Source organism: Rhizobium sp. BK316 (assembly GCF_014193695.1).
Classification (GTDB): Bacteria; Pseudomonadota; Alphaproteobacteria; order Rhizobiales; family Rhizobiaceae; genus Rhizobium.
This window is the reverse complement of record NZ_JACHZR010000003.1, coordinates 654,498-677,030: the sequence shown is the minus strand read 5'-3', so window position 1 is coordinate 677,030 and position 22,533 is coordinate 654,498. Positions and strand designations below refer to the sequence as shown.

Here is a 22,533-nt window from a genome sequence, read left to right as displayed (position 1 = left end):
AGTGTGAAGACGCCCCCACCCGACACGTTCGAGGGCCAGATCCTGGCCCTCCTCCCCTCCCTTCGCCGCTATTCCCGCAGCCTCACCCGCTCGGATGCCGAAGGCGAGGATCTGCTTCAGGATTGCGTGGAAAAGGTTCTGGCCCGGCGCGGCCAGTGGCGCGGCATCAACCTGCGCGGCTGGGTTCTGACGACGATGACCAACCTCTATCGCAACACCCGCCGCGCAGGCCCCCGCGACCGGCTGGTCGATCTCGATGCTGCTGAGGAAATGGCCAATCCCGAAGCTCAGGCCGATCCGCTGGAGCGCCTGCGGCTGGAACAGGCCCTCGACAGCCTGTCGGAGGAATACCGCGCCGTGCTGATGCTCGTCGTCATCGAGGGCTACAGCTACAGCGAAGTGGCAACCATGCTGGACATCCCGATCGGCACCGTCATGTCGCGCCTGTCGCGCGCACGCCAGCGCATGGGCGAGCATATGAAAGCCGACAACGTGATTACGCTTCGGAGACCGAAATGAACGAGACCAATCCCACCGTGACCGAAGCGGACCTGCACGCTTACGCCGATGGGCAATTGCCGGAGGCAGCCCGTGCCCGCGTGGAAGCCTATCTCGCCGAAAACCCCGATGAAGCCGCCATGGTCGCCGGCTGGCGGACGCAGAATGCCGGCATCAAATCCCTGTTTGCAGGCTACGATAAGAGCCGCGACACCGATCTCCAGCTGGTGACACCGGCAGAGCCCGCCTCCCCCTGGAAGATGCGCTCCGCACTCGCGGCTGCCGCCGTCGCGCTCTTTGCGCTCGGCGCGCTCAGCGACCGCTTCATCCCGCCGCTCTTCGAACGCCCGCCGCTACAGCTTGCCGAATCCGAAACCCTGCCGAAACAGGCCGAAACCGCCTTCCTCGTCTATGCGAGCGAAGTGCGCCACCCGGTCGAAGTCTTTGCCAATGAGGAGGCGCATCTGGCGACCTGGCTCGGCAAACGGCTGGCGATCCCCGACCTCAAGGTGCCAGACCTCAAATCCCTCGGCTTCCACCTCGTCGGCGGCCGCCTGCTGCCGGTCGATGGAAGACCGGGCGCCATGTTCATGTATGAGGATCAGGGCGGCGAACGCCTGACCGTCATCGTCGGCCGCAACAAGGAAAACAGGACGACGAGCTTCCGCTTCGCCTCCGCAAAAGATGTCGAGACCTTCTACTGGATCGACGGCGAACTCGGCTATGCGGTCACCGGCGAAATCTCCCGCGACATGCTGCGCAAGGTCGCCGAGGAATGTTACCGGCAGTTTCCATCGTGAAGCGGGAACCGTAATAAAACTCAGCGCAAGGGATCGTTGGCAAGCTCGATCGGCTTGCCGTGCGGCGTCGCCTCCGCCGCGCGCTGCCAGCTCCCCTGCAGGTCGAGGATCGCGTCAGCATCCGCCACGCCACAGCTGACGAGCAGATCGGAAAGTGCCGCCACCCAGCAGTCGAAATAATCGCTGCCATCCTCGGCCCGGCCGTGCCTGTGCAATTCCCGCGACAGGGTCTCGGCCCATTCGCTCCAGGTAAACAGCCCCTTCTCATGCAGATGCACGGTCATGGCGAAGGCTTCCGCCGCCCAGGGCTCGGGAAAGGCAGGATCACCCTGCAGTGACTTCGGCAGGCCGGGCAATTGCGCCAGTTCGGACGGCATCTCACACGTGCTCAAGATAGCTCTCCCATGCATCGATCGACACCGTCAGCGACGGATCGGCACCCTCGCCCCAGATCTCGGCTCCGTCGAAGACGACGGTATAGAGCCACTGCGGATTCTCGCCTTTGCCATGGGCATTGTCATCGGGAAAGACGAAAGAGCCCTGCACCGCCTCGACGACACCCATCTTGGCGCGCGCGTAACGCGGCAGCCGCGTATGGGTCGTGGGATTGAAATTCTTCGTCTTCACTCGCTCGCCGACGACGAAGAGCGGCGCAGTCTCGACTGGCCGGTCGCAGGGAGCGCCTTTGGCGAGCACGCCAACCACCATATCCGCTTTCAGCACCCGCTTCGGCACCGTGCCGTCGTGCTGCTTGTGGCCAGACAGCAGCTCCTCGTGGCTTGCAAAGCCGTGACGCTCCAGCAGCATGTCTACGCCGCGGATCCAGATCTCGTAATAGCTCGCCGCCAGATAATCGGCCGGCGGAATGTTCTCGCGCGCATGACGACTCTCGTCGATCGTCCAGGCGCCGAAAGCGCCGCAGGAAAGCGTGATGCCGAGCGCCCGCTTCTCCCATTCGGCATGGAAATAGGGCTCGTTCACTTCAGGCGCGACAGGCCCGAAGCCCATCTGCCCGCCGAGATCGTGTGGACCGTTCATGGGGTGACCTCCGGCCTGCCAGCTATCGCCGTTCCGATCATCGCATCGCGGCTGACGAGATCGGCAAGCGCCTCCTCGTCCAGACCCTCGGTGCCTTCTGGCCGCTCGGGAATGACGAGGTAGCGCAGCTCCGCCGTCGAATCCCAGACGCGAACCTTCTTGCTCTCAGGCAGCGTCACCCCGAATTCTGCCAGCACGCCGCGCGGATCGATGACGGCACGCGAGCGATAGGCCGGTGCCTTGTACCAAACCGGCGGCAGGCCGAGCACCGACCACGGATAGCACGAGCAGAGCGTGCAGACGATGAGATTGTGCGTGTCAGCCGTATTGAAGACGGCACGCATATGCTCGCCCTGCCGGCCGGTATAACCGAGGCTGGCAATCGCCGCCGTCGCGTCTCGCTTCAGCCATTCGGCAAAGTCCGGATCGCTCCAAGCCTTCGCAACGACACGCGCGCCATTGCGCGGCCCGACCTTCGTCTCATAAGTTTCGACAATCGCATCGATTGCCGCCGGATCGATGAGCCCTTTCTCCGTCAGCAGCGTCTCCAGCGCTTTCACGCGCGCCTGCATATCCGAATAGTGGTTGTCGTGGTGATGATCATGGTGATCGTGGTCATGATCTGCGTGGTCGTCTCTGTGCCGCATGGCGCTCCCCAAGGTAGAGCGCTCGATCTTATGCGCCGATCGGAGGACCGCCAAGCGTATTTCTCGTCAAGAATTGCCGCAATAAATGCCATCGGCAGGGTTGAAGAAGAGGCTAATTAAGCAACTCCTTATTTTTCGCTGTCATCCTAACCAAACGTTAATGGCTTCATCTCACCATTGCACACATGAAAGTTCCGACATTCGGCCGCACGACCAGATCGCCCGTGCCTCCGTCCGCCCCTCCGCGTGAGGAGATGGAGAGCCTTGCGGACGGCTCGGCATCTGCCGATCCGCGCTGGCGTGAGATCGAAGATACCGTGCAGAGCCCGGGGCTGGTTGCAAGCGCACTCCTCAATCACCTGCTTCAGGAAATGGCGACGGACGGCAACGTTCATTCGATCGACCTGTTTGCAGCCCTGGGATCGGTTGGCGGTTTTTCGTGCGTCCTCACCGCCTTTGATATTGCTTCCGCCGGACAGCTCAGTGACGACGCCGATCTCATCGCCATGGAAACGGAGGATGGCTCCCGCTATTATACCGGCAATCTGCCGAACGCCTTCCTTCTGGACAGCCATGATGCCCTGCTCAACCTGACATACGGCGCGGCAAGAAGGTCCGGTGCTGTGATCCCGCAAGAAATGGCGACGGAAACGCTTCGTTACGTGGTTTCAACCATCGGACATGCGCAGTTCGGAATACCGCGATTGATGGATGAGCACCGGCCAGGCGATACGCCCCTTGCCTACGTTCGCCGCCTGTGGCCGAAGTTGGCCGATGCTCTCGATCGAAATCTCGTGCCTATCAGCAGGCGACCTTTCGCGATCGGCCTGGCGTTGGAACTTGCCTTCTTCCACGTCAGGCCGCCGCTCGACCCGTCTCTGGCGGCGCGGATCGTCACCGAATGCGCTATTCCCATGGCGAAACTCGATCCCCGCCTTATCGCGTGAGCTATCGGGCATGAAAGCAAGACCGTTTCTTGCAAGCGATACGCGGGCGTTATATGGCCGCCCCCTGCTCGATATGCCGTTTTTCGGTAGTCTCTCACTATGAACATCCTGATTCTCGGTGCCACAGGCTTCATCGGCTCGGCGATCGCAGCACGGTTGCTTGCGGACGGCTACGCAGTGACTGGGCTTGCCCGCAATCCCGACCGGGCGCGGGTTCGCCAGCCCGCTATCCGCTGGATCCTGGCCGACCTGGAGAAGATGACCAATGTGGCCGACTGGGCCTCCGTGCTGGAAGGCCAGCACGTGGTCGTCAACAGTGCCGGCGCCCTCCAGGACGGTCTTTCAGACAATCTCGCAGCCACCCAGCAACGCGCAATGATCGCGCTTCAGCAAGCGGCGAAACCGGCCGGCGTGACGCTCATCGTCCAGATCTCCGCCCGAACGGATGGCGCCGGCAGCGACCTGCCCTTCCTCGCCACCAAGCGCGCCGCCGATATGGCGCTTGCGGCATCCGGCCTGCCTTACGTCATCGTCCGTCCGTCCCTCGTGCTCGGCCGCAACGCCCATGGCGGCACCGCACTTCTGCGCGCACTCTCATCCTTCCCGCTTGCCCTGCCGCTCATCCATGCCGATAGCCCAGTCGAAACCGTCGCCGCCGAAGATGTCGCCGCCGCAGTCTCAGCCGCAATCTCCGGAACGCTGCCCTCCGGCAGCGATATCGAACTGGCCGCCGAAGAGCGGCACACGCTCGCTGATCTCGTCAGGCTGCACCGCGCTTGGCTCGGCCTGCCGGATGCTCCGGTCCTTTCCGTCCCACCGGCGCTGGCAAGGCCGGTCACATGGCTTGCCGATATCGCCGGCCATCTCGGCTGGCGCTCGCCGCTGCGCTCCACCGCCATGACCGTCATGTCCGAAGGTGTCAGCATGAACCGCCGGACGCCGTCAGGCCTTCCCGCACTCTCGGCCGCCGCAACGCTCGCCGCCAATCCCTCGGGCGTTCAGGACTTGTGGTTCGCTCGCCTCTATCTGCTGAAGGCGCCCATCATTGCCGGCCTGTCGCTCTTTTGGCTTCTCTCTGGCCTGATCCCGCTTCTGGCTCCGAGCCAGGCGAGCGCCCACTTCCTGCCCTTGATGCCCTTGAGTGCCGCGATGGCGTTGACGATGACAACCTGTCTGATCGATATGGCGCTCGGCGCCGCTGTGCTCTTCCGACCCTTTGCTCGCCGCGCCATCATCGGCATGCTCGCCGTCTCGCTCGTCTATCTCCTGGGCGGCACGGTGCTGAAGCCCGCCCTCTGGCTCGATCCGCTCGGCCCGCTCGTCAAGGTGCTGCCGTCCCTGCTGCTGGCGCTGGCAGCCCTTGCCATTCTGGATGAACGCTGATGCTCGCCGAGCTGCTGCTTCTTGCCCATGTGGTCGGCGCAACCGTGCTCTTCGGCACCGGTGCCGGCATCGCCTTCTTCATGGTGATGGCCCACCGCACCCGCGAACCCGCGCTGATCGCACACGTCGCCGGCACTGTCGTCGTCGCCGATACGATCTTTACGGCGACAGCCGCCATCCTCCAGCCGGTGACAGGCTATCTTCTCGCCCGCATCATCGGCTGGGACCTGACGGAAAGCTGGATTGTGCTGTCGCTGTTGCTCTATGTCGTGACCGGCATCTTCTGGCTGCCGGTCGTCTGGATCCAGATCCGGCTGCGCAATCTGGCGCGCACCGCCGCCGCCGCGGGCACGGCCCTGCCGCCGGCCTATTTCAGCCTCTACCGCATCTGGTTCGCCTTCGGCTTCCCGGCCTTCTTCGCGGTAACAGGCATTCTCTTGTTGATGCTGATCAAGCCGACGCTATTTTAGCATCGGCCAGAGGCTGAGCACGAGCAGCACCGCCATCGTGATATTGAACCATTTGAGCCTCGCCGGGTCGGACAGCCACTCACGCAGCGCCGAGCCGAAGCCTGCCCAGGTAGAAACGGAGGGCACGTTGACCGCCGCAAAGGCGAGGCCGACGAGCAGCACGCTGATCATATAGAGCTGCGGGTTGGTGTAGGTCGCCATGGCCGTCACCGCCATGACCCAGGCCTTCGGATTGACCCACTGGAAAGCTGTAGCGCCGAGAAAGGACATGGGCTTCACCCCGCTCTTGCCTTCGCTGAGGGAGCGCGAGGTCGCGATCTTCCAGGCGATCCAGACGAGATAGGCCCCGCCGGCAAATTTCAGCGCGATATAAACCGCCGGCACCGTATGCAGCAGCGCGCCGAGCCCCAACCCCACGCCGAGCAGCAGAGACAGGAAACCCGCCCCGATGCCCAGCATATGCGGGATCGTGCGGCGGAAGCCGAAGTTCACACCCGAGGTGAAGAGCATCATGTTGTTCGGCCCCGGCGTGATCGAGGTCGTAAAGGCAAAAAGCAGCAGTGCCAGAAACGTATCCAGCGGCATGAAACCTCCCCACACCGCGCTTGTCGATGATGCGGCGGTCTATTGGATTTAGGTCAGCATAACTGCCCTAAACCACAGCGGCCATAACATTGTTGTCATGGTGACAGGATTACCTGATAGTCTGCTGAGCACTTGTAGGACCAGAACTGCCATGGACGACCCCATCCCCACCATCACCTTCCCCGACGGCACCGAAGTCCCCGCGCTCGGCCAGGGCACCTGGGGCATGGGCGAGGATGCCGGCCATGCGAAGCAAGAGATCGCAAGCCTCCAGGCCGGCCTCGATCTCGGCATGACGATGATCGATACCGCCGAAATGTACGGCGACGGCGGCGCCGAAGAAATCGTCGGACAGGCAATCAAGGGCCGCCGTGACGAAACCTTCATCGTCAGCAAGGTCTATCCCTGGAATGCCAGTCGCACCGGCACGATCACCGCCTGCGAAGGCAGCCTCGAGCGCCTCGGCACCGACCGCATCGACCTTTATCTCCTGCACTGGCGCGGCAACTATCCGCTCACCGAGACTGTCGAAGCCTTCGAGACGCTGAAAGCCGCCGGCAAGATCCGCGCCTGGGGCGTCTCCAATTTCGATACCGACGACATGCAGGAATTGTTCTCTGTGCCCGGCGGGCAGAATGTCGCCGCCAATCAGGTTCTCTACAATCTCGCCCGCCGCGGCATCGAATACGATCTCCTGCCCTGGTGCCAGGGCCGCAACATCCCGATCATGGCCTATTCGCCGATCGAACAGGGCCGCATCCTGCACCATCCCGACCTGATCCATATCGCCAAGGCCTATCAGGCGACCCCGGCGCAACTGGCGCTCGCTTTCCTGCTGGAACGCGACGGTGTCTTCGTCATCCCCAAGACGTCGAACATCGAGCGCGCCCGCGAAAACCGCGGCTGTGTCTCCCTCGACATTACCGACGAGGACTGGGAAGCCCTCGACGAGGTCTTCCCGCCCCCGGCGAAGAAAACGCCGTTGGAGATGCTCTAGCGCCAGTGGCGGCATGAATTTCGCCATAAAGCTGAAACAAACCAGCGATCGCCCTCAACACTGATTGTGGTCGCCGCGGATGAACATCAACCGAAGTTTCCGGCTCTCCCGTCATTTCCTGGTCGGTATCGCAATGCTGATCAGTTTCGTTCCCGACGTCACCTTCGCCGAAGGCCTGACGCATGAGGCGCTTAGGGTCAGGTACATATTGCTTCCTGAAGGAGGCGCGAAAATCTCTGCGGAAACCAGATGCGAGCGATCTCGGGATTGCGTGATCTATCGCAGCGACAACGACGAAATGCAGATCAAGATACACATTGAGGAGGATGAAGGCTTTTCCAACACAGTCTCAATCGACTGTTCTCCAGCCGAATGTTTTTTTGATAACGGCAAGAGCTACATCCGGTTCGGTGCGGCACCAACATCCTTCGATATTCGCCGTGGGAAGGCGCCCAATGGACTGGAAATGCGAAGCGCATCGCGCTTCGGAAAGCTGACAATCAGCTACCGGTCGACAGCACCAGAATTGTTGAAAATCAATGATCGCAGATAGTGCGGGCGTCTGACAGATCGACGCCCGCATACACAAGAGTGATCACCTGCCCGGGCCATAATCCTTACATACCCGGGATGTCTCTTTACATGCCCTGCGCGCCGCGGTTCATCGCCGCAATGCCGGTGCGGCAGACTTCGATGAGGCCGAGCGGCTTCATGATCGCGATGAACTGGTCGATCTTCGAGGACTTGCCGGTAATCTCCAGAATGAAGTGGTCGACCGTCGCATCCACCACCTTGGCGTGGAAGGCGTCGGCAAGGCGCAGCGTTTCGGCACGCGTCTCGCCATTGCCGATCACCTTGAGCAACGCCACTTCCCGCTCGATCGGCCGGTCCTGGCCGAGTTCGCGGGCACGTACCGTCAGGTCTACTACCCGGTGCACCGGCACGATGCGCTCGAGTTGCGCCTTAATCTGCTCCAGCACCTGCGGCGTGCCGCGGGTGACGACGGTAATGCGCGACAGGTGCGCCGCATGCTCCGTCTCCGAAACCGTGAGGCTTTCGATATTGTAGCCGCGACCGGAAAACAGGCCGATGACGCGGGCGAGCACGCCCGGCTCGTTATCGACGAGCACCGAGAGCGTATGGCTCTCGACGGCTGCCGTTTCCGGCGAGATGAAGTAGGCAGAGCCGGTCGGTTGAAGGTGTGCGTTCATGATCCTGGGTTTCCTACCTGATTGTTATACGAGCTGACGGCCCTTGGCGTCGATCGCATTGGCGACCGCTTCGTCCGTGGCTTCGTCCGGCAGCAACATTTCGTTATGAGCCTTGCCCGAGGGGATCATCGGGAAGCAGTTGGCGAGATTGGCGACGCGGCAATCGAAGATGACGGGCTTCTTGACGTCGATCATCTCCTGGATGGTCGCATCGAGATCGTCAGGCTTTTCACAGCGCAGGCCGACCGCGCCATAGGCTTCGGCGAGCTTCACGAAGTCGGGCATCGCCTCCGTGTAGGAGTTGGACAGCCGGTTCCCGTGCAGGAGCTGCTGCCACTGGCGCACCATGCCCATGTACTGGTTGTTCATGATGAAGATCTTGATCGGCGCATTGTGCTGGATCGCCGCCGACATTTCCTGGATGCACATCTGGATCGAGGCATCGCCGGCAATGTCGATGACGAGGCTTTCCGGATGGGCGATCTGCACGCCGAGCGCTGCCGGCAGGCCGTAACCCATCGTGCCGAGCCCCCCCGAGGTCATCCAGCGGTTCGGCTGTTCGAAGCCGAAGAACTGGGCCGCCCACATCTGGTGCTGGCCGACTTCCGTCGTGATGTAGGTGTCGCGGTCCTTTGTCAGGGCAAAGAGACGCTCCAGCGCATATTGCGGCATGATAACGTCGCTGCTCCTAGTATAGGCGAAGGAATTGCGCGCGCGCCAGCGGGCGATATCGCCCCACCATGCATCGAGACGGTTCTTTTCCGGCTTCTTCGGCAGCGCCCGCCACAGGCGGATCATATCTTCCAGGATATGGCCGACATCGCCGCGGATGCCGAGATCGACGCGAACGTTCTTGTTGATCGAAGACGGGTCGATATCGATATGGATCTTCTTCGAGTTCGGCGAGAAGGCGTTCAGGCGGCCGGTGATCCGGTCGTCGAAGCGGGCGCCGATGCAGACCATGACGTCGCAATCATGCATCGCCATGTTGGCCTCGTAGGAGCCGTGCATGCCGAGCATCTTCAGCCAGTTCTTGCCGGATGCCGGATAGGCGCCGAGACCCATCAGCGTCGAGGTGATCGGGAAATCTGTGAGCTCGACCAGCTCGCGCAGCATGCGGGAGGCTTCCGGACCGGAATTGATGACGCCACCACCGGTATAGAAGATCGGCCGCCGGGCATTCGCCATCATTTCGATTGCTGCATGGATCTGGTTTAGGTCGCCCTGGATCTTCGGCTGGTAGCTCTTCTGGATCGCGTGATCGGCCGGCGGCGTGTAGGTGCCTGTGGCGAACTGAACATCCTTCGGGATATCGACAACGACGGGGCCAGGACGGCCCGACTGCGCAATCCGGAAGGCTTCATGGATGACGGCGGCGAGCTCGTTGACATCCTTGACCAGCCAGTTGTGCTTGGTGCAGGGGCGCGTGATGCCGACGGTATCGCATTCCTGAAAGGCGTCCGAACCGATGAGCGAGGTCGGAACCTGCCCCGTCAGGCAGACGAGCGGAATGGAATCCATCAGCGCATCCTGCAGCGGCGTAACCGCATTGGTGGCACCGGGACCAGAGGTCACCAGCATGACGCCGACCTTGCCGGTCGAGCGGGCATAACCTTCGGCCGCATGGCCGGCCCCCTGCTCATGGCGAACGAGGATGTGCTTGACCTCCTCCTGCTGGAAGATCTCGTCATAGATCGGCAGAACGGCACCGCCGGGATAGCCGAAGATGTGCTCGACGCCATTATCCTTCAGCGCACGCAGAACGATTTCCGCTCCCGTCATCCGATTGCTGTCCGCCTGATTGTCCGTGCTCGCCATGTGTCTGTTCCGTTTGATGCTGAGGATTTGAGTTTGTGGTCGGAAACCCTGATTTCGGGCATAAAAAAAGGCCCCCGAGGAGCCTTCGTCTAGCGCATGGGTGGCTATCGCCGGATGGTTACACCATCCTGCCCATGCGCTTTCCCACCACGATAAGAACGTTCGAAATTGTCATGGGCGGAAGTGATAGACAGAAAATTTCGCAGCGTCAACGCATTCCGCAATAAAAAATCGGAAGCCCGTCAACCGCCCCACCGTCCGATGGGCCGTCCAATTCTGCGGCTGAAGGATTTGTTAAAGGATCGGTTATATCCTGTCCGTTAATGCAGGGAGTAACCCTTTGCTCAACAACGACATGATGACGACAGGCAAAGCAGGCGAGCAGGATCGCCGCGACAGCCTCGCACCGGGAAATCGGTTTCTCGGGCGTGTCGTTGCATGCAGCGGATCGCGCGCCACCATCGCCGCCGTGGCAGAATCTGGCGGCACCGATCTCACGGAATTATGGTCCGTCGGCCGGCTGATTTCGATCAGCGTCGGCAGGAACCGCGTCGTCGCCCTCGTCTATTCCATGAATACCGGCAACCAGGGCTGGGGCGAAGGCCAGGACAATATCTTCCGCATCGAGACGGAACTGCTCGGCGAAGTCCGCGTCGAGGACGATGGCCGCGAGGAATTCTCGACCGGCATCTCGCGCTACCCCTATCTCGGCGCCATCGCCCACCGCATCCGCGCCGCCGACCTCATGCGCATCTATGATGCCGGCAAGGGCGCCACCGCCGTCATCGGCAATCTCACGCAGGATGAAAGCATCGACGCGGCAATCCATGTCCCCTCGATGCTGTCGAAACATTTCGCCGTCGTCGGCTCGACCGGCGTCGGCAAGTCGACCGCCGTCTCGCTGCTGTTGCACAAGGCGATCGAGGCCGATCCGAAGCTGCGCGTGCTCATCCTCGATCCGCACAACGAATTTGCCGCGGCTTTTCCCAAGCACGCCGTCACCATCGATACGGATACGCTCGATCTGCCCTTCTGGCTGATGCGGCTCGAAGAATTCGCCGAGGTCGTCTTCCGCGGTCGCCCGCCGGTGCCGGAAGAGCTCGACATGCTGCGCGACATCCTGCCGGAAGCCAAACGCGCCTTCCGCGGCAGCGACAGTTCGCTGGTGCGCCGCCAGACAGAAAAGAGTTCGATCACGGCCGATACACCGGTGCCCTACCGCATCGCCGATCTGCTCGCCCTTATCGATGAGCGCATCGGCAGGCTGGAAGGCCGCGCTGAAAAGCCGTTCCTGCGCTCGCTGAAGATGCGCATCATCGCCGCGATCAACGATCCGCGCTATCACTTCATGTTCTCCAGCAATACGATCAGCGACACGATCACGGAGACGATCGCGCAGATCTTCCGCATTCCCGGCGACAACAGGCCGATCTGCACCTTCCAGCTCGCCGGCATCCCCTCCGAAGTCGTCAACTCCGTCGCTTCGGTGCTCTGCCGCATGGCCTTCGAAATCGCGCTCTGGAGCGAAGGCGCCATTCATATGCTGGTCGTCTGTGAAGAGGCCCACCGCTATATCCCGTCGGATCCGAACCTCGGCTTCGTTCCGACCCGCCAGGCCATCGCCCGCATTGCCAAGGAAGGCCGCAAATACGGCGTCTCGCTCGGCATCATCACCCAGCGCCCCGGCGAACTCGACCAGACGATCCTGTCGCAGTGTTCGACGCTGTTTGCCATGCGCCTTGCCAACGATCGCGACCAGGAAATCATCCGCTCGGCCATTCCCAACTCCTCGATCTCGACGACGAGCTTCATCTCCTCGATCGGCAACGGAGAAGCAATCGCCTTCGGCGAAGCGATCCGGGTGCCGATGCGCATGCGCTTCCTGCGCGTCGATGAAAACCTGCTGCCGAAGGCCCACAGCGCCACCAGCAAACATGCCGAGGAAGATCCCGATACGGTCGACCTGCGCCGCATCGTTACCCGCATGCGGGCGATCACAGCAGGCCCCGATATCTCCACCTTCCAGCAGAGCTACAGTGCAGCGATGGCAGACAGTTACGAGCCGGAAGACGACTTCGCCGATGAAGCCGCCGATCAACCCTATGCCGCTCCATCGGCAGAGGCGCCGCTCGAACCCTATCGCCCCGCCCTGCTGCCGCAGAGCCGCGCGCCGCATCCTGAGCCCCCGCCGCTCTCGCCGCAGACCTCCATCGACGCGCGCCTGGAAGCACTGCGCCGCGAAATGCGCCGCGACGAGCAGCCAAAGCCGGCCTTCGGCGAACAGACGTCCCCGCCACGCCGCGAGGGCGGCATGTCGCTGCGCGATAGCATCCTGAAGAAGCCGCTGAGCAGCCTCAACAATAAGGACTGAGTGCGCCTTACGAACGCGGCTGGCGCGTCGCCGCTGCGATTTCGGAGAGATGCCGCTCGATCAGGGCCAGAAAGGCGATGGTGCCGCAGATCAGCGCCGCAACCACGATGCCGCCGATGGCGCCCAAAATTGCTCCGACGATGAACATGCCCGATCCGCCCTGCGCCGCAGCAGCGGTCGCACCCGAAAGCGTGGAAAAGGCGAGGATGACGATGGCGATCAAGGCGTTGATCGAAGAAAGCGTCTTTGCGAGAAAATTGTTCATGCCGGCCCATAGCTCCATTGGTCATGATTCGAAGATCATTCTAGCTGTTTGCGGGCGCAAAGCATGAGTCGCTTTGGCGCTAAGGCGAAAGCCGCTCCCAGCTTTCATCCATCTGATTGCGAAACCAGGTCATCTGCCGCTTGGCATATTGCCGCGTGGCCGCCGCCCCGCGCTCGATCACCTCGGCGCGGTTCATCTCGCCGCGCAGCATCGCCGCAATCTGCGACACGCCGATTGCCTTCACAACAGGCATTTCCGGGGGAAGATCAAGCGCGAGTAGCGCCCTCACCTCGTCTTCTGCCCCCTGCTCCAGCATTTTCTCGAAACGTCCGTTGATCCGCTGATGCAGCACGGCGCGATCCGGCAGCACGACGATCTTGCGTGCCGTGTGCGGATCGACGACGACAGGCCCCGCCTGCCCCTGGAATTCCGCGATCGACTGGCCCGTCGCCTCGAAAACCTCAAGCGCCCGCACGATCCTCTGCCCGTCCTGTACGTTCAGGCTCTCGGCCATGGCGGGATCAACCTTCGCAAGTTCCGCATACAGGCCCTCCGATCCCTCCTCCAGAAGCCGGGCGCGCAGCCGCTGCCTTATCTTCTCGGGAATGACGGGCATTTCCGATAACCCGCCCGTCAGCGCCTTGAAATAAAGCCCAGTGCCGCCGACGAAGACCGGCAGCTTTCCCTCTGCACGGATGCTCGGCAAGAGCGCCGCCACATCCCGCAGCCACGCGCCGGTCGAATAAGTCGCCCCCGCCGGCACATGGCCGTAAAGGTGATGCGGTACGCCTCCCATATCCTCCTCGGACGGTCGCGCCGTCAGCACCCGCAGCGTGTCATAGACCTGCATGCTGTCGGCATTGATCACCACGCCGCCATGCTGTTTGGCCAGTTCCACGGCCAGTGCGGACTTGCCGCTGGCAGTCGGCCCGGTTATCAGGATCGCGTTCACAGAGCTCAGAAGGTTTTCCATCATGGCCCTCGTTGCCACGCTTGTTGCCAATCCGTCAAACCCCGTTCTTTCGCCTGCCATAGCCGAACGTGCGGCCGAGGCCGTCAAGGCATCCGGGCTCTACTGGCTGGCCGACGGTATTGCCTGCGATATCGTGCTCGCCGACGGTGCGGACGGCGAAGCGGCCAAGGCCAATCTGCTCGCCGTCATCGCCAGCGCCCCGATCGATCTCGTCATCCAGGAACAGGAAACCCGCCGCAAGAAGCTGCTGATCGCCGATATGGATTCGACCATGATTGGCCAGGAATGCATCGACGAACTCGCCGCCGAAGTCGGCCTCAAGGAAAAGGTTGCCGCCATCACCGCCCGCGCCATGAACGGCGAGATCGCCTTCGAGCCGGCGCTGCGGGAACGCGTCGCCCTCCTGAAAGGTCTGCCGATCTCGGTCGTCGACGACGTGATCGCCAAGCGGATCACCCTGACACCCGGCGGCCCCGAACTCATCGCCACCATGAAGTCGAAAGGCTACTATACCGCCCTCGTCTCCGGCGGCTTCACGGTCTTCACGAGCCGCATCGCTGCCGTCATCGGCTTCGACGAAAACCGCGCCAATATCCTGCTTGAGGAAGGCGGCCTCCTCTCCGGTCACGTCGCTGAACCCATTCTCGGCAAGCAGGCCAAGGTCGACGCCCTCAACGACATCGCCGCCCGCCTCGGCATTTCCCCCGAAGACGCCATCGCCGTCGGCGACGGCGCCAACGACCTCGGCATGCTGCACCTCGCCGGCTCCGGCGTCGCCCTGCACGCCAAACCCGCGGTCGCTGCCGAAGCCGACATCCAGATCAACCACGGCGACCTGACGGCGCTGCTTTATGTCCAGGGCTACCGGAAGACTGATTTCGTGACGGTGTGAGCCATGAGGCACTGTTGAAACGAAAAAGGAGCGGCCACCACTCCTTTTATTTTTCTGGCCTGTGCAGGCCGACAGCCCTCACTCCATCGGCACTGCAACAAACCGCAGATCACCATTCGCCGCAGCGACCATCATCTGCGCATTGCGTCGGCCTTCCTGCTTCAGCGTCTGCACCTTGGTGGCAACTGCATCCGGCGACTTCATGAATTCCTGTGCCACCTCGACGATAACATCGCCGGGCTTCAAACCCTTCTCCGCAGCGGCCGAACCGGGTGCAACCTCGGTCACGACGACACCATCGACGCTTTCGGCAATGCCGAAGGCCTTGCGGGTTTCGGGGCTGAGCAGCGAGAGCGAAAGACCGAGCACATGCTCTGGGGTAGCCTGGCCGGGTGTTGCCTGATCCTGCCCCTTTTGATCCGGGCTCTTTTGGTCTTGCCCTTGATCCTGCTGGTGCGGATCCTGGCCGTCAGGTGCGGTCTGCCCCTGATCGCCATCCTGATCCGGTTCATCCATGTCGTTGTTCTCGCCGGGATCGGGATTGATGACACCGTCATCACTCGAATTGTCGCCGGCGGCAGCCGCTTGGTCGCTGTCTTCGAGACGGCCGAGCGTCACCTTGACGGTCTGCTCCTTGCCGTCGCGCAGCACGAGGACATCGACCTCTTTGCCGACAGGGCTTTCGGCCACCACGCGCGGCAGGTCGCGCATCTCGGCGACAGCCTTGCCGTCGAATTTCAGGATGACGTCACCGGCCTTGATCGAACCGTCATCGACAGGTCCGCCTTTGATGATGCCGGCGACCAGCGCGCCTCTGGCGCTATCGAGGCCGAGGCTGTCGGCCACTTCGTCGGTGACCGGCTGGATGCGCACACCGAGCCAGCCGCGGCGCGTCTCACCATACTCGCGAAGCTGCTCGACCACGCCCGATGCAAGCTCCGACGGCACGGAGAAACCGATACCGATCGAGCCGCCCGAGGGAGAAATGATCGCGGTGTTGATGCCAATCACTTCACCCTTCATGTTGAAGAGCGGGCCGCCGGAATTGCCCTTGTTGATCGCCGCATCCGTCTGGATGAAATTGTCGTAGGGGCCGGCATTGATGTTGCGGCCGCGGCCCGAAATGATGCCGACCGTCACCGATCCGCCGAAGCCGAACGGGTTGCCGATCGCCATGACCCAATCGCCGATACGCATCGTGCTGGAATCACCGAACTTGACGAATTTCAGCGGCTGCTTCGGCTCGACCTTGAGCACCGAAAGGTCAGTCTTGGTATCGGTGCCGATCAGCTTGGCCTTGAGCTTGGAGCCGTTGGCGAAATTGACCTCGATGTCGTCGGCCCCCTCGATCACGTGGTTGTTCGTGACGATATAGCCGGTGGGATCGATGACGAAGCCGGAACCGAGCGAGCTGACATTGTGGTTGGGGCCGCGGTTGCCCTGCTGCTTGTTGAAGAAGTCGTTGAAGAATTCCTGGAAGGGCGAGCCGTCAGGCGCACGCGGTGCGGGACCGGCACCCTCGTCACCCTTCACATTCTGCGAGGTCGAGATATTGACTACGGCATCGAGCAACCCTTCGGCGAGATCCGCGACGGAAGCCGGACCATTGCCCGGAGCCGTCATCTGCATGGGCGGAGCGGCGGGTGCGACTGCAGCCGGTGAGACGGGTGACGATGCGGGCCGAGGTGCCGCAGGTGCTGCCTGTTCAGGTGCAACGGGCGCCGGGGCGGTTTGCGCATGCGCAACACCGCCAGCACCGACATTTGCCAGAAGGGCAGTGCCGGCCAAAAGCGCGAGCGTTCGTCTGAAGGGCGAGCGATTCGTGGGGGCCATCAAGCTTCCTCGTCTGGGATAAAGGCGCACATACATCACCAGCATAAGGCGGAATGATGGAGGGCGAAATCACCTTTTCGAGAAATCCCCGTGCGAATGTGATCTAGCCTCGTAAAAGCCAGACGGAGGCTACCCCAAGTGCCACAGCCACAAGTCCAAACACCCTCAGTTGGCGCTCCGGAACGGTGGGCAGAAGCTTCGCCATCTCGATAAGAAAACGAGGGGCCAGTGCGTAGACCAGCCCCTCGATGATAAGGAAGAATGCAAGTCCGGTGAGGAAGTCCTGCATTCAGCCTGTCGTCAGTTCGCCGGCTGTGCCGGAGCGGTCGGCTGCGCGGCCGCAGGCGGCACGAGGCCACCGGTCTGGCCCGGGGCCGGATTGCCGTCCGCATTCTCGAAGTAGCGGAAGAACTGCGACGTCGGCGAAAGCACCAATGTCGTATCCTGCGAGGAAAGTGCCGCGGAATAGGCGGCCATCGAGCGGTAGAACTCGAAGAAGGCCGGATCCTTGCCGAAGGAGTCGGCAAAGATACGGTTGCGCTCCGCATCACCCTGACCGCGCAGGATTTCCGAATCGCGCTGCGCGTCGGCGGTGATTTCGACGACCTGACGATCGGCGACGGCCCGGCGACGCTGGCCCTCTTCGTTACCCTCGGCGCGGATGCGCTCGGCCTCGGCCAGACGCTCGGAGCGCATGGCGTTGTAGGTGTTCGGAGCCACTTCCGGCGAAAGATCCGTCCGGCGGATGCGGACGTCATCGATATGCAGGCCGAGATTTTCGGCATCGGTGCGAAGATCGTCGCGGATTTCGAGCATCATTGCCACGCGCTCTTCCGAAAGCGCTGCGTTGTAGTCACGCAAACCGTAGACCCGACGAAGCGAGGAATCGAGCTGCGCACGCAGCCGCGCCTCGGCAGCGTCGCGGTCGCCCGAGACCGTTTCGCGGAAGCGGCGTACATCCGAGATATTGTAGATCACGAAGGCGTCGACATCGAAGGTCTGGCCGTCCTGAACTTGAACGCGGATATTATCGAGGTCGAGCCTGAGCGCCCGCTTTTCCACGAACTGCACGCGGTCGGCATCCATGAAGCCGAACGGCAGCTTGAAATAGATGCCGGGCTCTGTCTTCACCGATTGAATCTGGCCGAAGCGGACGACGATCGCCTGCTCGCGCGCATTGACCACGAAGATCGACGAATAAAGAATGACGAGAAGGACCGCGAGCGCGATCAGGATAAAGGGAAGTCTGTTCGATACCATGGTTCAACCTCCCCGTTGTGCCGGTGCTGCCGCCGGTCGATTGATCTCGTTGAGCGGCAGGTAGGGTACGACGCCCTGCTTCTCGTCGATCACGACCTTCTTGGAGTTCTTCAGGACCTGTTCCATCGTTTCCAGGAACAGGCGCTTGCGCGTCACGTCGGGAGCCTTCGAATATTCGTCATTGATGGCTGTAAAGCGCTGGGCTTCACCTTCCGCTTCCTTGACGACGCGATCCTTGTAGGCGGCTGCGTCTTCACGGATACGGGCAGCATCGCCTCGTGCCTGACCGAGCTTCTGGTTCGTATAGCGGTTAGCGTCCTCGATTGTGCTGTCGCGGTCGCGGCCGGCACGCTGCACTTCTTCGAAGGAGTCGGCGACTTCGCGTGGCGGCGCCACGTTCTGGATTGTCACGCCGGTCACGGTAATGCCCGCACCGTACCGGTTCATCGTATCCTGAACGATGTTGAGAACCTGCGTCTCGATCGGCTGGCGGTTGCTGCGGAATGCGTCCAGTGCCGGACGCCGGCCGACGACTTCGCGCATGGCGCTGTCGGAAACCTGCTGCAGCGTTTCGGCCGGATTTTCGACACCGAAAAGATAGGCCTTGGGATCACTGATCGTATAGAAGACCGCGAACTGCACGTTGATGACACTCTTGTCGCTCGACAGCATCAGCCCGCTCGAAGAGCCTGCCGTGGTCGCGCCGATGTTCAACTGCTGCACCGTCACCTTGACCGTCTCGACGGTTTCAACCGGCCAGAAATGGAAATGCAGGCCCGGCAGGGAAATCTCCTGCTTGGGCTCGCCGAAGCGCAGCTCAACGCCGCGTTCGTCCGGCTGGACGACGTAAATGCATTGGAAAAGCCAGAAGATCGCAACGATCGCTGCGATGATCGCAACGACACCGCCGTTGAAACCACCTGGAATGAAGCCGCGCAGCCGGTCCTGCCCGCGCCGGATAATATCTTCCAGATCGGGCGGACCGCCCTTGCCGCCGCCACCGCCGCGTGGACGGTTCGGCCCCTGCCCCCATGGTCCCTGATTGTTACCGCCGCCGCCGCCCCAAGGGCCGCCGCCGCCATTCTGATTGCTCCAGGGCATCAAAACCTCATTGTTCGTTACGTCATACACATCCGACCGCCGTGGGGGCTGCCGGCGGATGCGATCCGACCGTTATAGGTATCGCCGCACCGGCTTTCAACGCGGTGTCAGGAACTTGGTCAATATAATTGGAAAATAGTTCCTTTTAGGACCGTTAGCCATGTGCAATTGCCCGGACAACTCACCAGTCGGCTTACTCAAAAAAATCCAGCTGATTGGTATCGTCTAGCTCCAGCTTGGCCTCATATCGCTCAAGCAGGACAGCAAAATCAGGCTCCCGCCCCATAAGCTCCTCTTTCACACGATATCGGTGGAAAGGCTTACGGCGAACGTAATGGGTTATCCGAAATGGATACTGGTCGAATTCTGTCTTTGGAAAATCGTCTTCCGATCTAACAATCCATTCGGTTTTTGCGCCGTCATCTCTCTCACCGAAATCAAGTTCAAACTTGGCATCACCGTTTATATTTCCACAAAATACGTCTGTAACAAATATACTGTTAATAAATTTCTCAAATACCCTGTAAATCTGATCTCCGCCAATAACAAAAAACTTCATATTGCCAGAAATTATCGACTCGATATCAGCCAAAAGCAACGCAGTCTCAGGGTCTCTCGCCCATTTTAGACTAGGAAACTCACGGAGAAACGTCGGCTCCGTGCGAGATAAGATTATATTGGTTCGCTTAGGCAGGGGTTTGCCGATAGAGTCAAAGGTTTTACGCCCCATAATCACAGCATGACCTTGGGTGCGCTGCTTAAACAGCTGCAGGTCCGTGCGCAGATGCCACGGGAGTGTATTTTCGATACCAATTATCTTGTCGGGATAACTGCGCGCAACGATAGATGCGGCGGAAGGCATCCGCACCCTCTTCTCGTTTTTTTTCATTAACTTAGACCGCACAATCTACCCGTCGACTACGAACCAAACGTCCATAGTCCCCGGACGCATGCACTGCAAGTTAAAATCAGAAGGTTTAAACGGCGATCGGCGCCTTGATATTGGCATCGGCATCGTAACCGACGAGTTCGAAATCCTCATAGACGAAATCGAAGATATCCTTCACGTCGCGCTTGATCAGCATGCGCGGCAGCGGCTTCGGCTGGCGCGCCAGCTGCAGCTTCGCCTGTTCGAAATGATTGTGGTAGAGATGCGTATCACCGAGCGTATGGACGAACTCGCCATATTTCAGCCCGGTCACCTGCGCCACCATCATCGTCAGCAGCGCATAGGAAGCGATATTGAAGGGGACGCCGAGGAAAATATCCGCCGAGCGCTGATAGAGCTGACAGGAAAGCCTGCCGTCGGCCACGTAGAACTGGAACAGGCAATGACAGGGCGGCAGCGCCATGTCATCGACTTCTGCCGGGTTCCAGGCCGAAACGATGTGGCGGCGGGAATTCGGGTTTTTGACGAGGCCCTTCACGAGATTGTCGATCTGGTCGATATGCCCGCCGTCCGGTGCCGGCCAGGAGCGCCACTGAGCGCCGTAGACCGGGCCGAGATCGCCGTTCTCGTCGGCCCATTCGTCCCAGATGCTGACGCCGTTTTCATGCAGGTAGCCGATATTGGTCTCGCCCTTGAGGAACCACAGCAGCTCATAGATGATCGAGCGCAAATGCAGCTTCTTCGTCGTCAGCACCGGAAAACCGGCATCGAGATCAAAGCGCATCTGATAGCCGAAGACCGAACGCGTGCCGGTTCCCGTGCGGTCGCCGCGGTCGGTGCCGTTTTCCATCACATGGCTCAAGAGGTCGAGATATTGCTTCATGGTCGCCACTGATTCCTTTTGCACCTAATTTAAGGGCAAAGCGGCCGCAAACCAATGCGTCTTGCTGATTATCCAAGCTAAATCGCTGGAGAGCACGACGCTTTTGTGACGTATCCCCTTCCCTTGCGATCACAAAAACACTATATCACCCATGCTGGCTTTCGGGCCGGCTATGGCGATAAACGGGCGGTGGAATAAACCTATTGGACCCGGGGGCGGTACCCGGCGCCTCCACCAAAAGCAGGCGGATATCCTTTTGGAGAATGGCCTGCTTTTGATGGGGGCGAAATAGGATCGACAAGGGTGTAAAGATCGACTTTTCGCTCGGCATGATACCGCCGTTATCGGGTCACAAGTGTAGTTGCAAACGACAACAACGCTAAGGAATACGCTCTCGCTGCCTAACGGCGGTGCGGGAATTCCGCTCTAAGCCCTTACGGTTAGCCCCGTAAGGCGGGGTCCGAAGGCACCTGGCAACAGAAGCCTTCACCTTCTCCCCTTTTTCGACGAAATCATGTATGCTTGATGAAAGTATGAATCGGCTTGCGCCTTTCCCAAAGCGCCTGTTCGTGCCATACAAGTTCGTGAAAAGACTTCGAAACCGACGAAAGACAGGAAAAGCATGGGGCAGGATCACATCCGCTACGACATTCTGGCACAGGACGCGTTGCGCGGCGTCATCCGCAAAGTCTTGACTGAAGTCGCAACGACGGGCCGGCTGCCCGGCGACCATCATTTCTTCATCACGTTTCTGACCGGCGCCCCCGGCGTGCGCATCTCGCAGCATCTGAAGTCCAAATATCCCGAGCAGATGACGATCGTCATCCAGCACCAGTTCTGGGAACTGAAAATCACCGAATCCCATTTCGAAATTGGCCTGTCGTTTTCCGACGTGCCGGAAAAGCTCGTCATCCCCTTCAACGCCATCAGAGGCTTCTACGATCCCTCGGTCAATTTCGAGCTGGAATTCGACGTGCCACTGAGTGACGGCGAGGAGTTGCCGGCAGCCGAAATTACCGCCTATCCCGTTGACGCGGCCAAGACTGAGGATGCGGCCGCAAAGCCCGCCGACGGCGAAGAAAAAAAACCAGGCTCCGTCGTTTCACTCGACTCTTTCCGCAAGAAGCAGTGATGTCAAAGGGAGGCCGAAAGCCTCCCTTTTTTCATGGAGAGAACCGAATGAGCGCCGAAATCGTCAATCTGCGCCAGTTCCGCAAGAAGCAGGCCCGTTCCGAAAAGGAAATACGGGCTGAGCAGAACCGTGTGTCCCATGGGCGCACCAAGGCCGAGAAGCAATTGACCAAGGCCCTCAACGAGAAAGCCGAAAAGGCGCTCGATCAGGGCAGGCTCGAAAAAGACAAGACTTGATCGTGCCGACATAAAAGCATGCGTGATCAAGCAGTTGCGGTTCCCAAGTGAATCGCTTTCTCAATAAGACATGGTGAGCCCGATGATCCGTAAACATTCGGCGACACTGCATGGGCATCGCACAAGCTTCTCGTTGGAAGATGAATTCTGGATGGAGCTGAAGACAATCGCAGCAAGTCGTTCCATGCCGCTTGCAGCGTTGATATCGGAAATAGACGATAACAGGCCGGCTGAGAGCAATCTCTCCTCGGCACTGCGCCTTCATGTCCTGTGCTGGTTGAAAAACGGCGCCGCAGGAGCTTGA

At 60.8% G+C, this 22,533-nt stretch carries 26 protein-coding genes and 1 other RNA gene; 13 read left to right on the top strand and 14 right to left on the bottom strand.

Annotated elements, in window-relative coordinates:
• Positions 1 to 3: 3 nt before the first annotated feature.
• Complete coding sequence (locus tag FHT87_RS17405) at positions 4 to 519, top strand: RNA polymerase sigma factor (RefSeq protein ID WP_183736032.1); 516 nt, start codon at positions 4 to 6, stop codon at positions 517 to 519.
• On the top strand, positions 516 to 1,298 hold the full coding sequence (locus FHT87_RS17400; RefSeq protein ID WP_183736031.1) for an anti-sigma factor: 783 nt from the start codon (positions 516 to 518) through the stop codon (positions 1,296 to 1,298). The genes FHT87_RS17405 and FHT87_RS17400 overlap by 4 nt, the downstream gene beginning before the upstream one ends.
• 20 nt (positions 1,299 to 1,318) lie before the next feature.
• Here the strand turns inward: FHT87_RS17400 and FHT87_RS17395 are convergent, their stop codons facing one another.
• The 3 genes from FHT87_RS17395 to nthA are packed head-to-tail and all read right to left on the bottom strand — an operon-like array spanning position 1,319 to position 2,983.
• Positions 1,319 to 1,690, bottom strand: a complete 372-nt coding sequence (locus FHT87_RS17395; protein ID WP_183736030.1) for a nitrile hydratase accessory protein — start codon at positions 1,688 to 1,690, stop codon at positions 1,319 to 1,321.
• Positions 1,677 to 2,336 (bottom strand): nitrile hydratase subunit beta, encoded by a 660-nt coding sequence (gene nthB, locus FHT87_RS17390; protein WP_183736029.1) that lies wholly within the window; start codon positions 2,334 to 2,336, stop codon positions 1,677 to 1,679. Before nthB ends, FHT87_RS17395 begins: the two co-directional genes overlap by 14 nt.
• A complete protein-coding gene (nthA, locus tag FHT87_RS17385) occupies positions 2,333 to 2,983 on the bottom strand; it encodes a nitrile hydratase subunit alpha (RefSeq protein WP_183736028.1) in 651 nt (216 codons plus the stop codon). The genes nthB and nthA overlap by 4 nt, the downstream gene beginning before the upstream one ends.
• 185 nt (positions 2,984 to 3,168) lie before the next feature.
• Here nthA and FHT87_RS17380 point away from each other — a divergent pair, with 185 nt between their 5' ends.
• From FHT87_RS17380 to FHT87_RS17370, 3 genes are all read left to right on the top strand, one after another.
• The gene (locus FHT87_RS17380) at positions 3,169 to 3,930 is read left to right on the top strand and encodes a hypothetical protein (protein WP_246698248.1); all 762 of its coding nucleotides are present in this window, start codon (positions 3,169 to 3,171) and stop codon (positions 3,928 to 3,930) included.
• A 99-nt stretch (positions 3,931 to 4,029) separates the two neighbouring features.
• Positions 4,030 to 5,313, top strand: coding sequence for an SDR family oxidoreductase (locus tag FHT87_RS17375; protein WP_183803517.1), 1,284 nt, complete (start codon positions 4,030 to 4,032; stop codon positions 5,311 to 5,313).
• On the top strand, positions 5,313 to 5,783 hold the full coding sequence (locus FHT87_RS17370) for a DUF2269 domain-containing protein (RefSeq protein ID WP_183736026.1): 471 nt from the start codon (positions 5,313 to 5,315) through the stop codon (positions 5,781 to 5,783). Before FHT87_RS17375 ends, FHT87_RS17370 begins: the two co-directional genes overlap by 1 nt.
• Here FHT87_RS17370 and FHT87_RS17365 read toward each other — a convergent pair.
• Positions 5,775 to 6,368 carry a LysE family translocator gene (locus FHT87_RS17365; protein WP_183736025.1) on the bottom strand — a complete coding sequence of 198 codons (594 nt, stop codon included), beginning with the start codon at positions 6,366 to 6,368 and terminating at the stop codon, positions 5,775 to 5,777. The two genes, FHT87_RS17370 and FHT87_RS17365, sit on opposite strands and share 9 nt — an antisense overlap.
• Positions 6,369 to 6,519: 151 nt before the next feature.
• Between FHT87_RS17365 and FHT87_RS17360 the strand changes: the two genes are divergently transcribed.
• The gene (locus FHT87_RS17360) at positions 6,520 to 7,365 is read left to right on the top strand and encodes an aldo/keto reductase (protein WP_183736024.1); all 846 of its coding nucleotides are present in this window, start codon (positions 6,520 to 6,522) and stop codon (positions 7,363 to 7,365) included.
• A gap of 79 nt (positions 7,366 to 7,444) precedes the next feature.
• A complete protein-coding gene (locus FHT87_RS17355; protein ID WP_183736023.1) occupies positions 7,445 to 7,918 on the top strand; it encodes a hypothetical protein in 474 nt (157 codons plus the stop codon).
• A gap of 85 nt (positions 7,919 to 8,003) precedes the next feature.
• Here the strand turns inward: FHT87_RS17355 and ilvN are convergent, their stop codons facing one another.
• Positions 8,004 to 8,576 (bottom strand): acetolactate synthase small subunit, encoded by a 573-nt coding sequence (gene ilvN / locus FHT87_RS17350; protein WP_183736022.1) that lies wholly within the window; start codon positions 8,574 to 8,576, stop codon positions 8,004 to 8,006.
• 24 nt (positions 8,577 to 8,600) lie between these two features.
• Entirely contained in the window at positions 8,601 to 10,394 is a 1,794-nt protein-coding gene (locus FHT87_RS17345; RefSeq protein WP_183736021.1) for an acetolactate synthase 3 large subunit, read from the bottom strand.
• Positions 10,395 to 10,734: 340 nt separating this feature from the next.
• Here FHT87_RS17345 and FHT87_RS17340 point away from each other — a divergent pair, with 340 nt between their 5' ends.
• A complete protein-coding gene (locus tag FHT87_RS17340) occupies positions 10,735 to 12,765 on the top strand; it encodes an ATP-binding protein (RefSeq protein ID WP_183736020.1) in 2,031 nt (676 codons plus the stop codon).
• Between the two features lie 7 nt (positions 12,766 to 12,772).
• Here the strand turns inward: FHT87_RS17340 and FHT87_RS17335 are convergent, their stop codons facing one another.
• Both FHT87_RS17335 and miaA read right to left on the bottom strand, forming a co-directional pair.
• Entirely contained in the window at positions 12,773 to 13,030 is a 258-nt protein-coding gene (locus FHT87_RS17335; RefSeq protein WP_007817811.1) for a hypothetical protein, read from the bottom strand.
• A gap of 79 nt (positions 13,031 to 13,109) precedes the next feature.
• Positions 13,110 to 14,006: a tRNA (adenosine(37)-N6)-dimethylallyltransferase MiaA gene (miaA, locus tag FHT87_RS17330; RefSeq protein WP_183736019.1), complete on the bottom strand. Its 897-nt coding sequence runs from the start codon at positions 14,004 to 14,006 to the stop codon at positions 13,110 to 13,112.
• On the opposite strand from miaA, the gene serB reads away from it, so the two are divergent.
• Positions 14,005 to 14,895 carry a phosphoserine phosphatase SerB gene (gene serB, locus FHT87_RS17325; RefSeq protein ID WP_183736018.1) on the top strand — a complete coding sequence of 297 codons (891 nt, stop codon included), beginning with the start codon at positions 14,005 to 14,007 and terminating at the stop codon, positions 14,893 to 14,895. The genes miaA and serB overlap by 2 nt on opposite strands.
• A gap of 78 nt (positions 14,896 to 14,973) precedes the next feature.
• Here the strand turns inward: serB and FHT87_RS17320 are convergent, their stop codons facing one another.
• The 6 genes from FHT87_RS17320 to FHT87_RS17295 all read right to left on the bottom strand — a co-directional run bounded on the left by FHT87_RS17320 (position 14,974) and on the right by FHT87_RS17295 (position 20,861).
• On the bottom strand, positions 14,974 to 16,728 hold the full coding sequence (locus FHT87_RS17320; RefSeq protein ID WP_183736017.1) for a Do family serine endopeptidase: 1,755 nt from the start codon (positions 16,726 to 16,728) through the stop codon (positions 14,974 to 14,976).
• 103 nt (positions 16,729 to 16,831) lie between these two features.
• Positions 16,832 to 17,017 (bottom strand): DUF2065 domain-containing protein, encoded by a 186-nt coding sequence (locus FHT87_RS17315; protein ID WP_183736016.1) that lies wholly within the window; start codon positions 17,015 to 17,017, stop codon positions 16,832 to 16,834.
• Between the two features lie 11 nt (positions 17,018 to 17,028).
• Positions 17,029 to 17,988 carry a protease modulator HflC gene (locus FHT87_RS17310; protein ID WP_183736015.1) on the bottom strand — a complete coding sequence of 320 codons (960 nt, stop codon included), beginning with the start codon at positions 17,986 to 17,988 and terminating at the stop codon, positions 17,029 to 17,031.
• A 3-nt stretch (positions 17,989 to 17,991) separates the two neighbouring features.
• Positions 17,992 to 19,089, bottom strand: coding sequence for an FtsH protease activity modulator HflK (gene hflK, locus FHT87_RS17305; protein WP_183736014.1), 1,098 nt, complete (start codon positions 19,087 to 19,089; stop codon positions 17,992 to 17,994).
• A 193-nt stretch (positions 19,090 to 19,282) separates the two neighbouring features.
• Positions 19,283 to 19,951: a dihydrofolate reductase gene (locus FHT87_RS17300; RefSeq protein WP_183736013.1), complete on the bottom strand. Its 669-nt coding sequence runs from the start codon at positions 19,949 to 19,951 to the stop codon at positions 19,283 to 19,285.
• Positions 19,952 to 20,066: 115 nt separating this feature from the next.
• The gene (locus FHT87_RS17295; RefSeq protein WP_183736012.1) at positions 20,067 to 20,861 is read right to left on the bottom strand and encodes a thymidylate synthase; all 795 of its coding nucleotides are present in this window, start codon (positions 20,859 to 20,861) and stop codon (positions 20,067 to 20,069) included.
• A gap of 114 nt (positions 20,862 to 20,975) precedes the next feature.
• Between FHT87_RS17295 and ssrA the strand changes: the two genes are divergently transcribed.
• The 4 genes from ssrA to FHT87_RS17275 all read left to right on the top strand — a co-directional run bounded on the left by ssrA (position 20,976) and on the right by FHT87_RS17275 (position 22,533).
• Positions 20,976 to 21,352, top strand: a transfer-messenger RNA (tmRNA) gene (gene ssrA / locus FHT87_RS17290).
• A gap of 131 nt (positions 21,353 to 21,483) precedes the next feature.
• Positions 21,484 to 21,993 (top strand): SspB family protein, encoded by a 510-nt coding sequence (locus tag FHT87_RS17285; RefSeq protein WP_183736011.1) that lies wholly within the window; start codon positions 21,484 to 21,486, stop codon positions 21,991 to 21,993.
• A 47-nt stretch (positions 21,994 to 22,040) separates the two neighbouring features.
• Positions 22,041 to 22,229, top strand: a complete 189-nt coding sequence (locus tag FHT87_RS17280) for a DUF4169 family protein (RefSeq protein WP_183736010.1) — start codon at positions 22,041 to 22,043, stop codon at positions 22,227 to 22,229.
• Between the two features lie 82 nt (positions 22,230 to 22,311).
• Complete coding sequence (locus tag FHT87_RS17275) at positions 22,312 to 22,533, top strand: ribbon-helix-helix domain-containing protein (protein ID WP_183736009.1); 222 nt, start codon at positions 22,312 to 22,314, stop codon at positions 22,531 to 22,533.

What these genes read in the sequence shown, in the direction of transcription:
- nthB (WP_183736029.1), bottom strand. Translation starts at nt 2,336, where the DNA reads ATGAACGGTCCACACGATCTCGGCGGGCAGATGGGCTTCGGGCCTGTC.
- FHT87_RS17310 (WP_183736015.1), bottom strand. Translation starts at nt 17,988, where the DNA reads ATGGTATCGAACAGACTTCCCTTTATCCTGATCGCGCTCGCGGTCCTT.
- FHT87_RS17295 (WP_183736012.1), bottom strand. Translation starts at nt 20,861, where the DNA reads ATGAAGCAATATCTCGACCTCTTGAGCCATGTGATGGAAAACGGCACC.
- FHT87_RS17320 (WP_183736017.1), bottom strand. Translation starts at nt 16,728, where the DNA reads ATGGCCCCCACGAATCGCTCGCCCTTCAGACGAACGCTCGCGCTTTTG.
- FHT87_RS17380 (WP_246698248.1), top strand. Translation starts at nt 3,169, where the DNA reads ATGAAAGTTCCGACATTCGGCCGCACGACCAGATCGCCCGTGCCTCCG.
- FHT87_RS17365 (WP_183736025.1), bottom strand. Translation starts at nt 6,368, where the DNA reads ATGCCGCTGGATACGTTTCTGGCACTGCTGCTTTTTGCCTTTACGACC.
- ilvN (WP_183736022.1), bottom strand. Translation starts at nt 8,576, where the DNA reads ATGAACGCACACCTTCAACCGACCGGCTCTGCCTACTTCATCTCGCCG.
- FHT87_RS17345 (WP_183736021.1), bottom strand. Translation starts at nt 10,394, where the DNA reads ATGGCGAGCACGGACAATCAGGCGGACAGCAATCGGATGACGGGAGCG.
- serB (WP_183736018.1), top strand. Translation starts at nt 14,005, where the DNA reads ATGGCCCTCGTTGCCACGCTTGTTGCCAATCCGTCAAACCCCGTTCTT.
- FHT87_RS17360 (WP_183736024.1), top strand. Translation starts at nt 6,520, where the DNA reads ATGGACGACCCCATCCCCACCATCACCTTCCCCGACGGCACCGAAGTC.
- FHT87_RS17355 (WP_183736023.1), top strand. Translation starts at nt 7,445, where the DNA reads ATGAACATCAACCGAAGTTTCCGGCTCTCCCGTCATTTCCTGGTCGGT.
- FHT87_RS17375 (WP_183803517.1), top strand. Translation starts at nt 4,030, where the DNA reads ATGAACATCCTGATTCTCGGTGCCACAGGCTTCATCGGCTCGGCGATC.
- FHT87_RS17370 (WP_183736026.1), top strand. Translation starts at nt 5,313, where the DNA reads ATGCTCGCCGAGCTGCTGCTTCTTGCCCATGTGGTCGGCGCAACCGTG.
- FHT87_RS17335 (WP_007817811.1), bottom strand. Translation starts at nt 13,030, where the DNA reads ATGAACAATTTTCTCGCAAAGACGCTTTCTTCGATCAACGCCTTGATC.
- hflK (WP_183736014.1), bottom strand. Translation starts at nt 19,089, where the DNA reads ATGCCCTGGAGCAATCAGAATGGCGGCGGCGGCCCTTGGGGCGGCGGC.
- nthA (WP_183736028.1), bottom strand. Translation starts at nt 2,983, where the DNA reads ATGCGGCACAGAGACGACCACGCAGATCATGACCACGATCACCATGAT.
- miaA (WP_183736019.1), bottom strand. Translation starts at nt 14,006, where the DNA reads ATGATGGAAAACCTTCTGAGCTCTGTGAACGCGATCCTGATAACCGGG.
- FHT87_RS17400 (WP_183736031.1), top strand. Translation starts at nt 516, where the DNA reads ATGAACGAGACCAATCCCACCGTGACCGAAGCGGACCTGCACGCTTAC.
- FHT87_RS17285 (WP_183736011.1), top strand. Translation starts at nt 21,484, where the DNA reads ATGGGGCAGGATCACATCCGCTACGACATTCTGGCACAGGACGCGTTG.
- FHT87_RS17315 (WP_183736016.1), bottom strand. Translation starts at nt 17,017, where the DNA reads ATGCAGGACTTCCTCACCGGACTTGCATTCTTCCTTATCATCGAGGGG.
- FHT87_RS17280 (WP_183736010.1), top strand. Translation starts at nt 22,041, where the DNA reads ATGAGCGCCGAAATCGTCAATCTGCGCCAGTTCCGCAAGAAGCAGGCC.
- FHT87_RS17300 (WP_183736013.1), bottom strand. Translation starts at nt 19,951, where the DNA reads ATGCCTTCCGCCGCATCTATCGTTGCGCGCAGTTATCCCGACAAGATA.
- FHT87_RS17275 (WP_183736009.1), top strand. Translation starts at nt 22,312, where the DNA reads ATGATCCGTAAACATTCGGCGACACTGCATGGGCATCGCACAAGCTTC.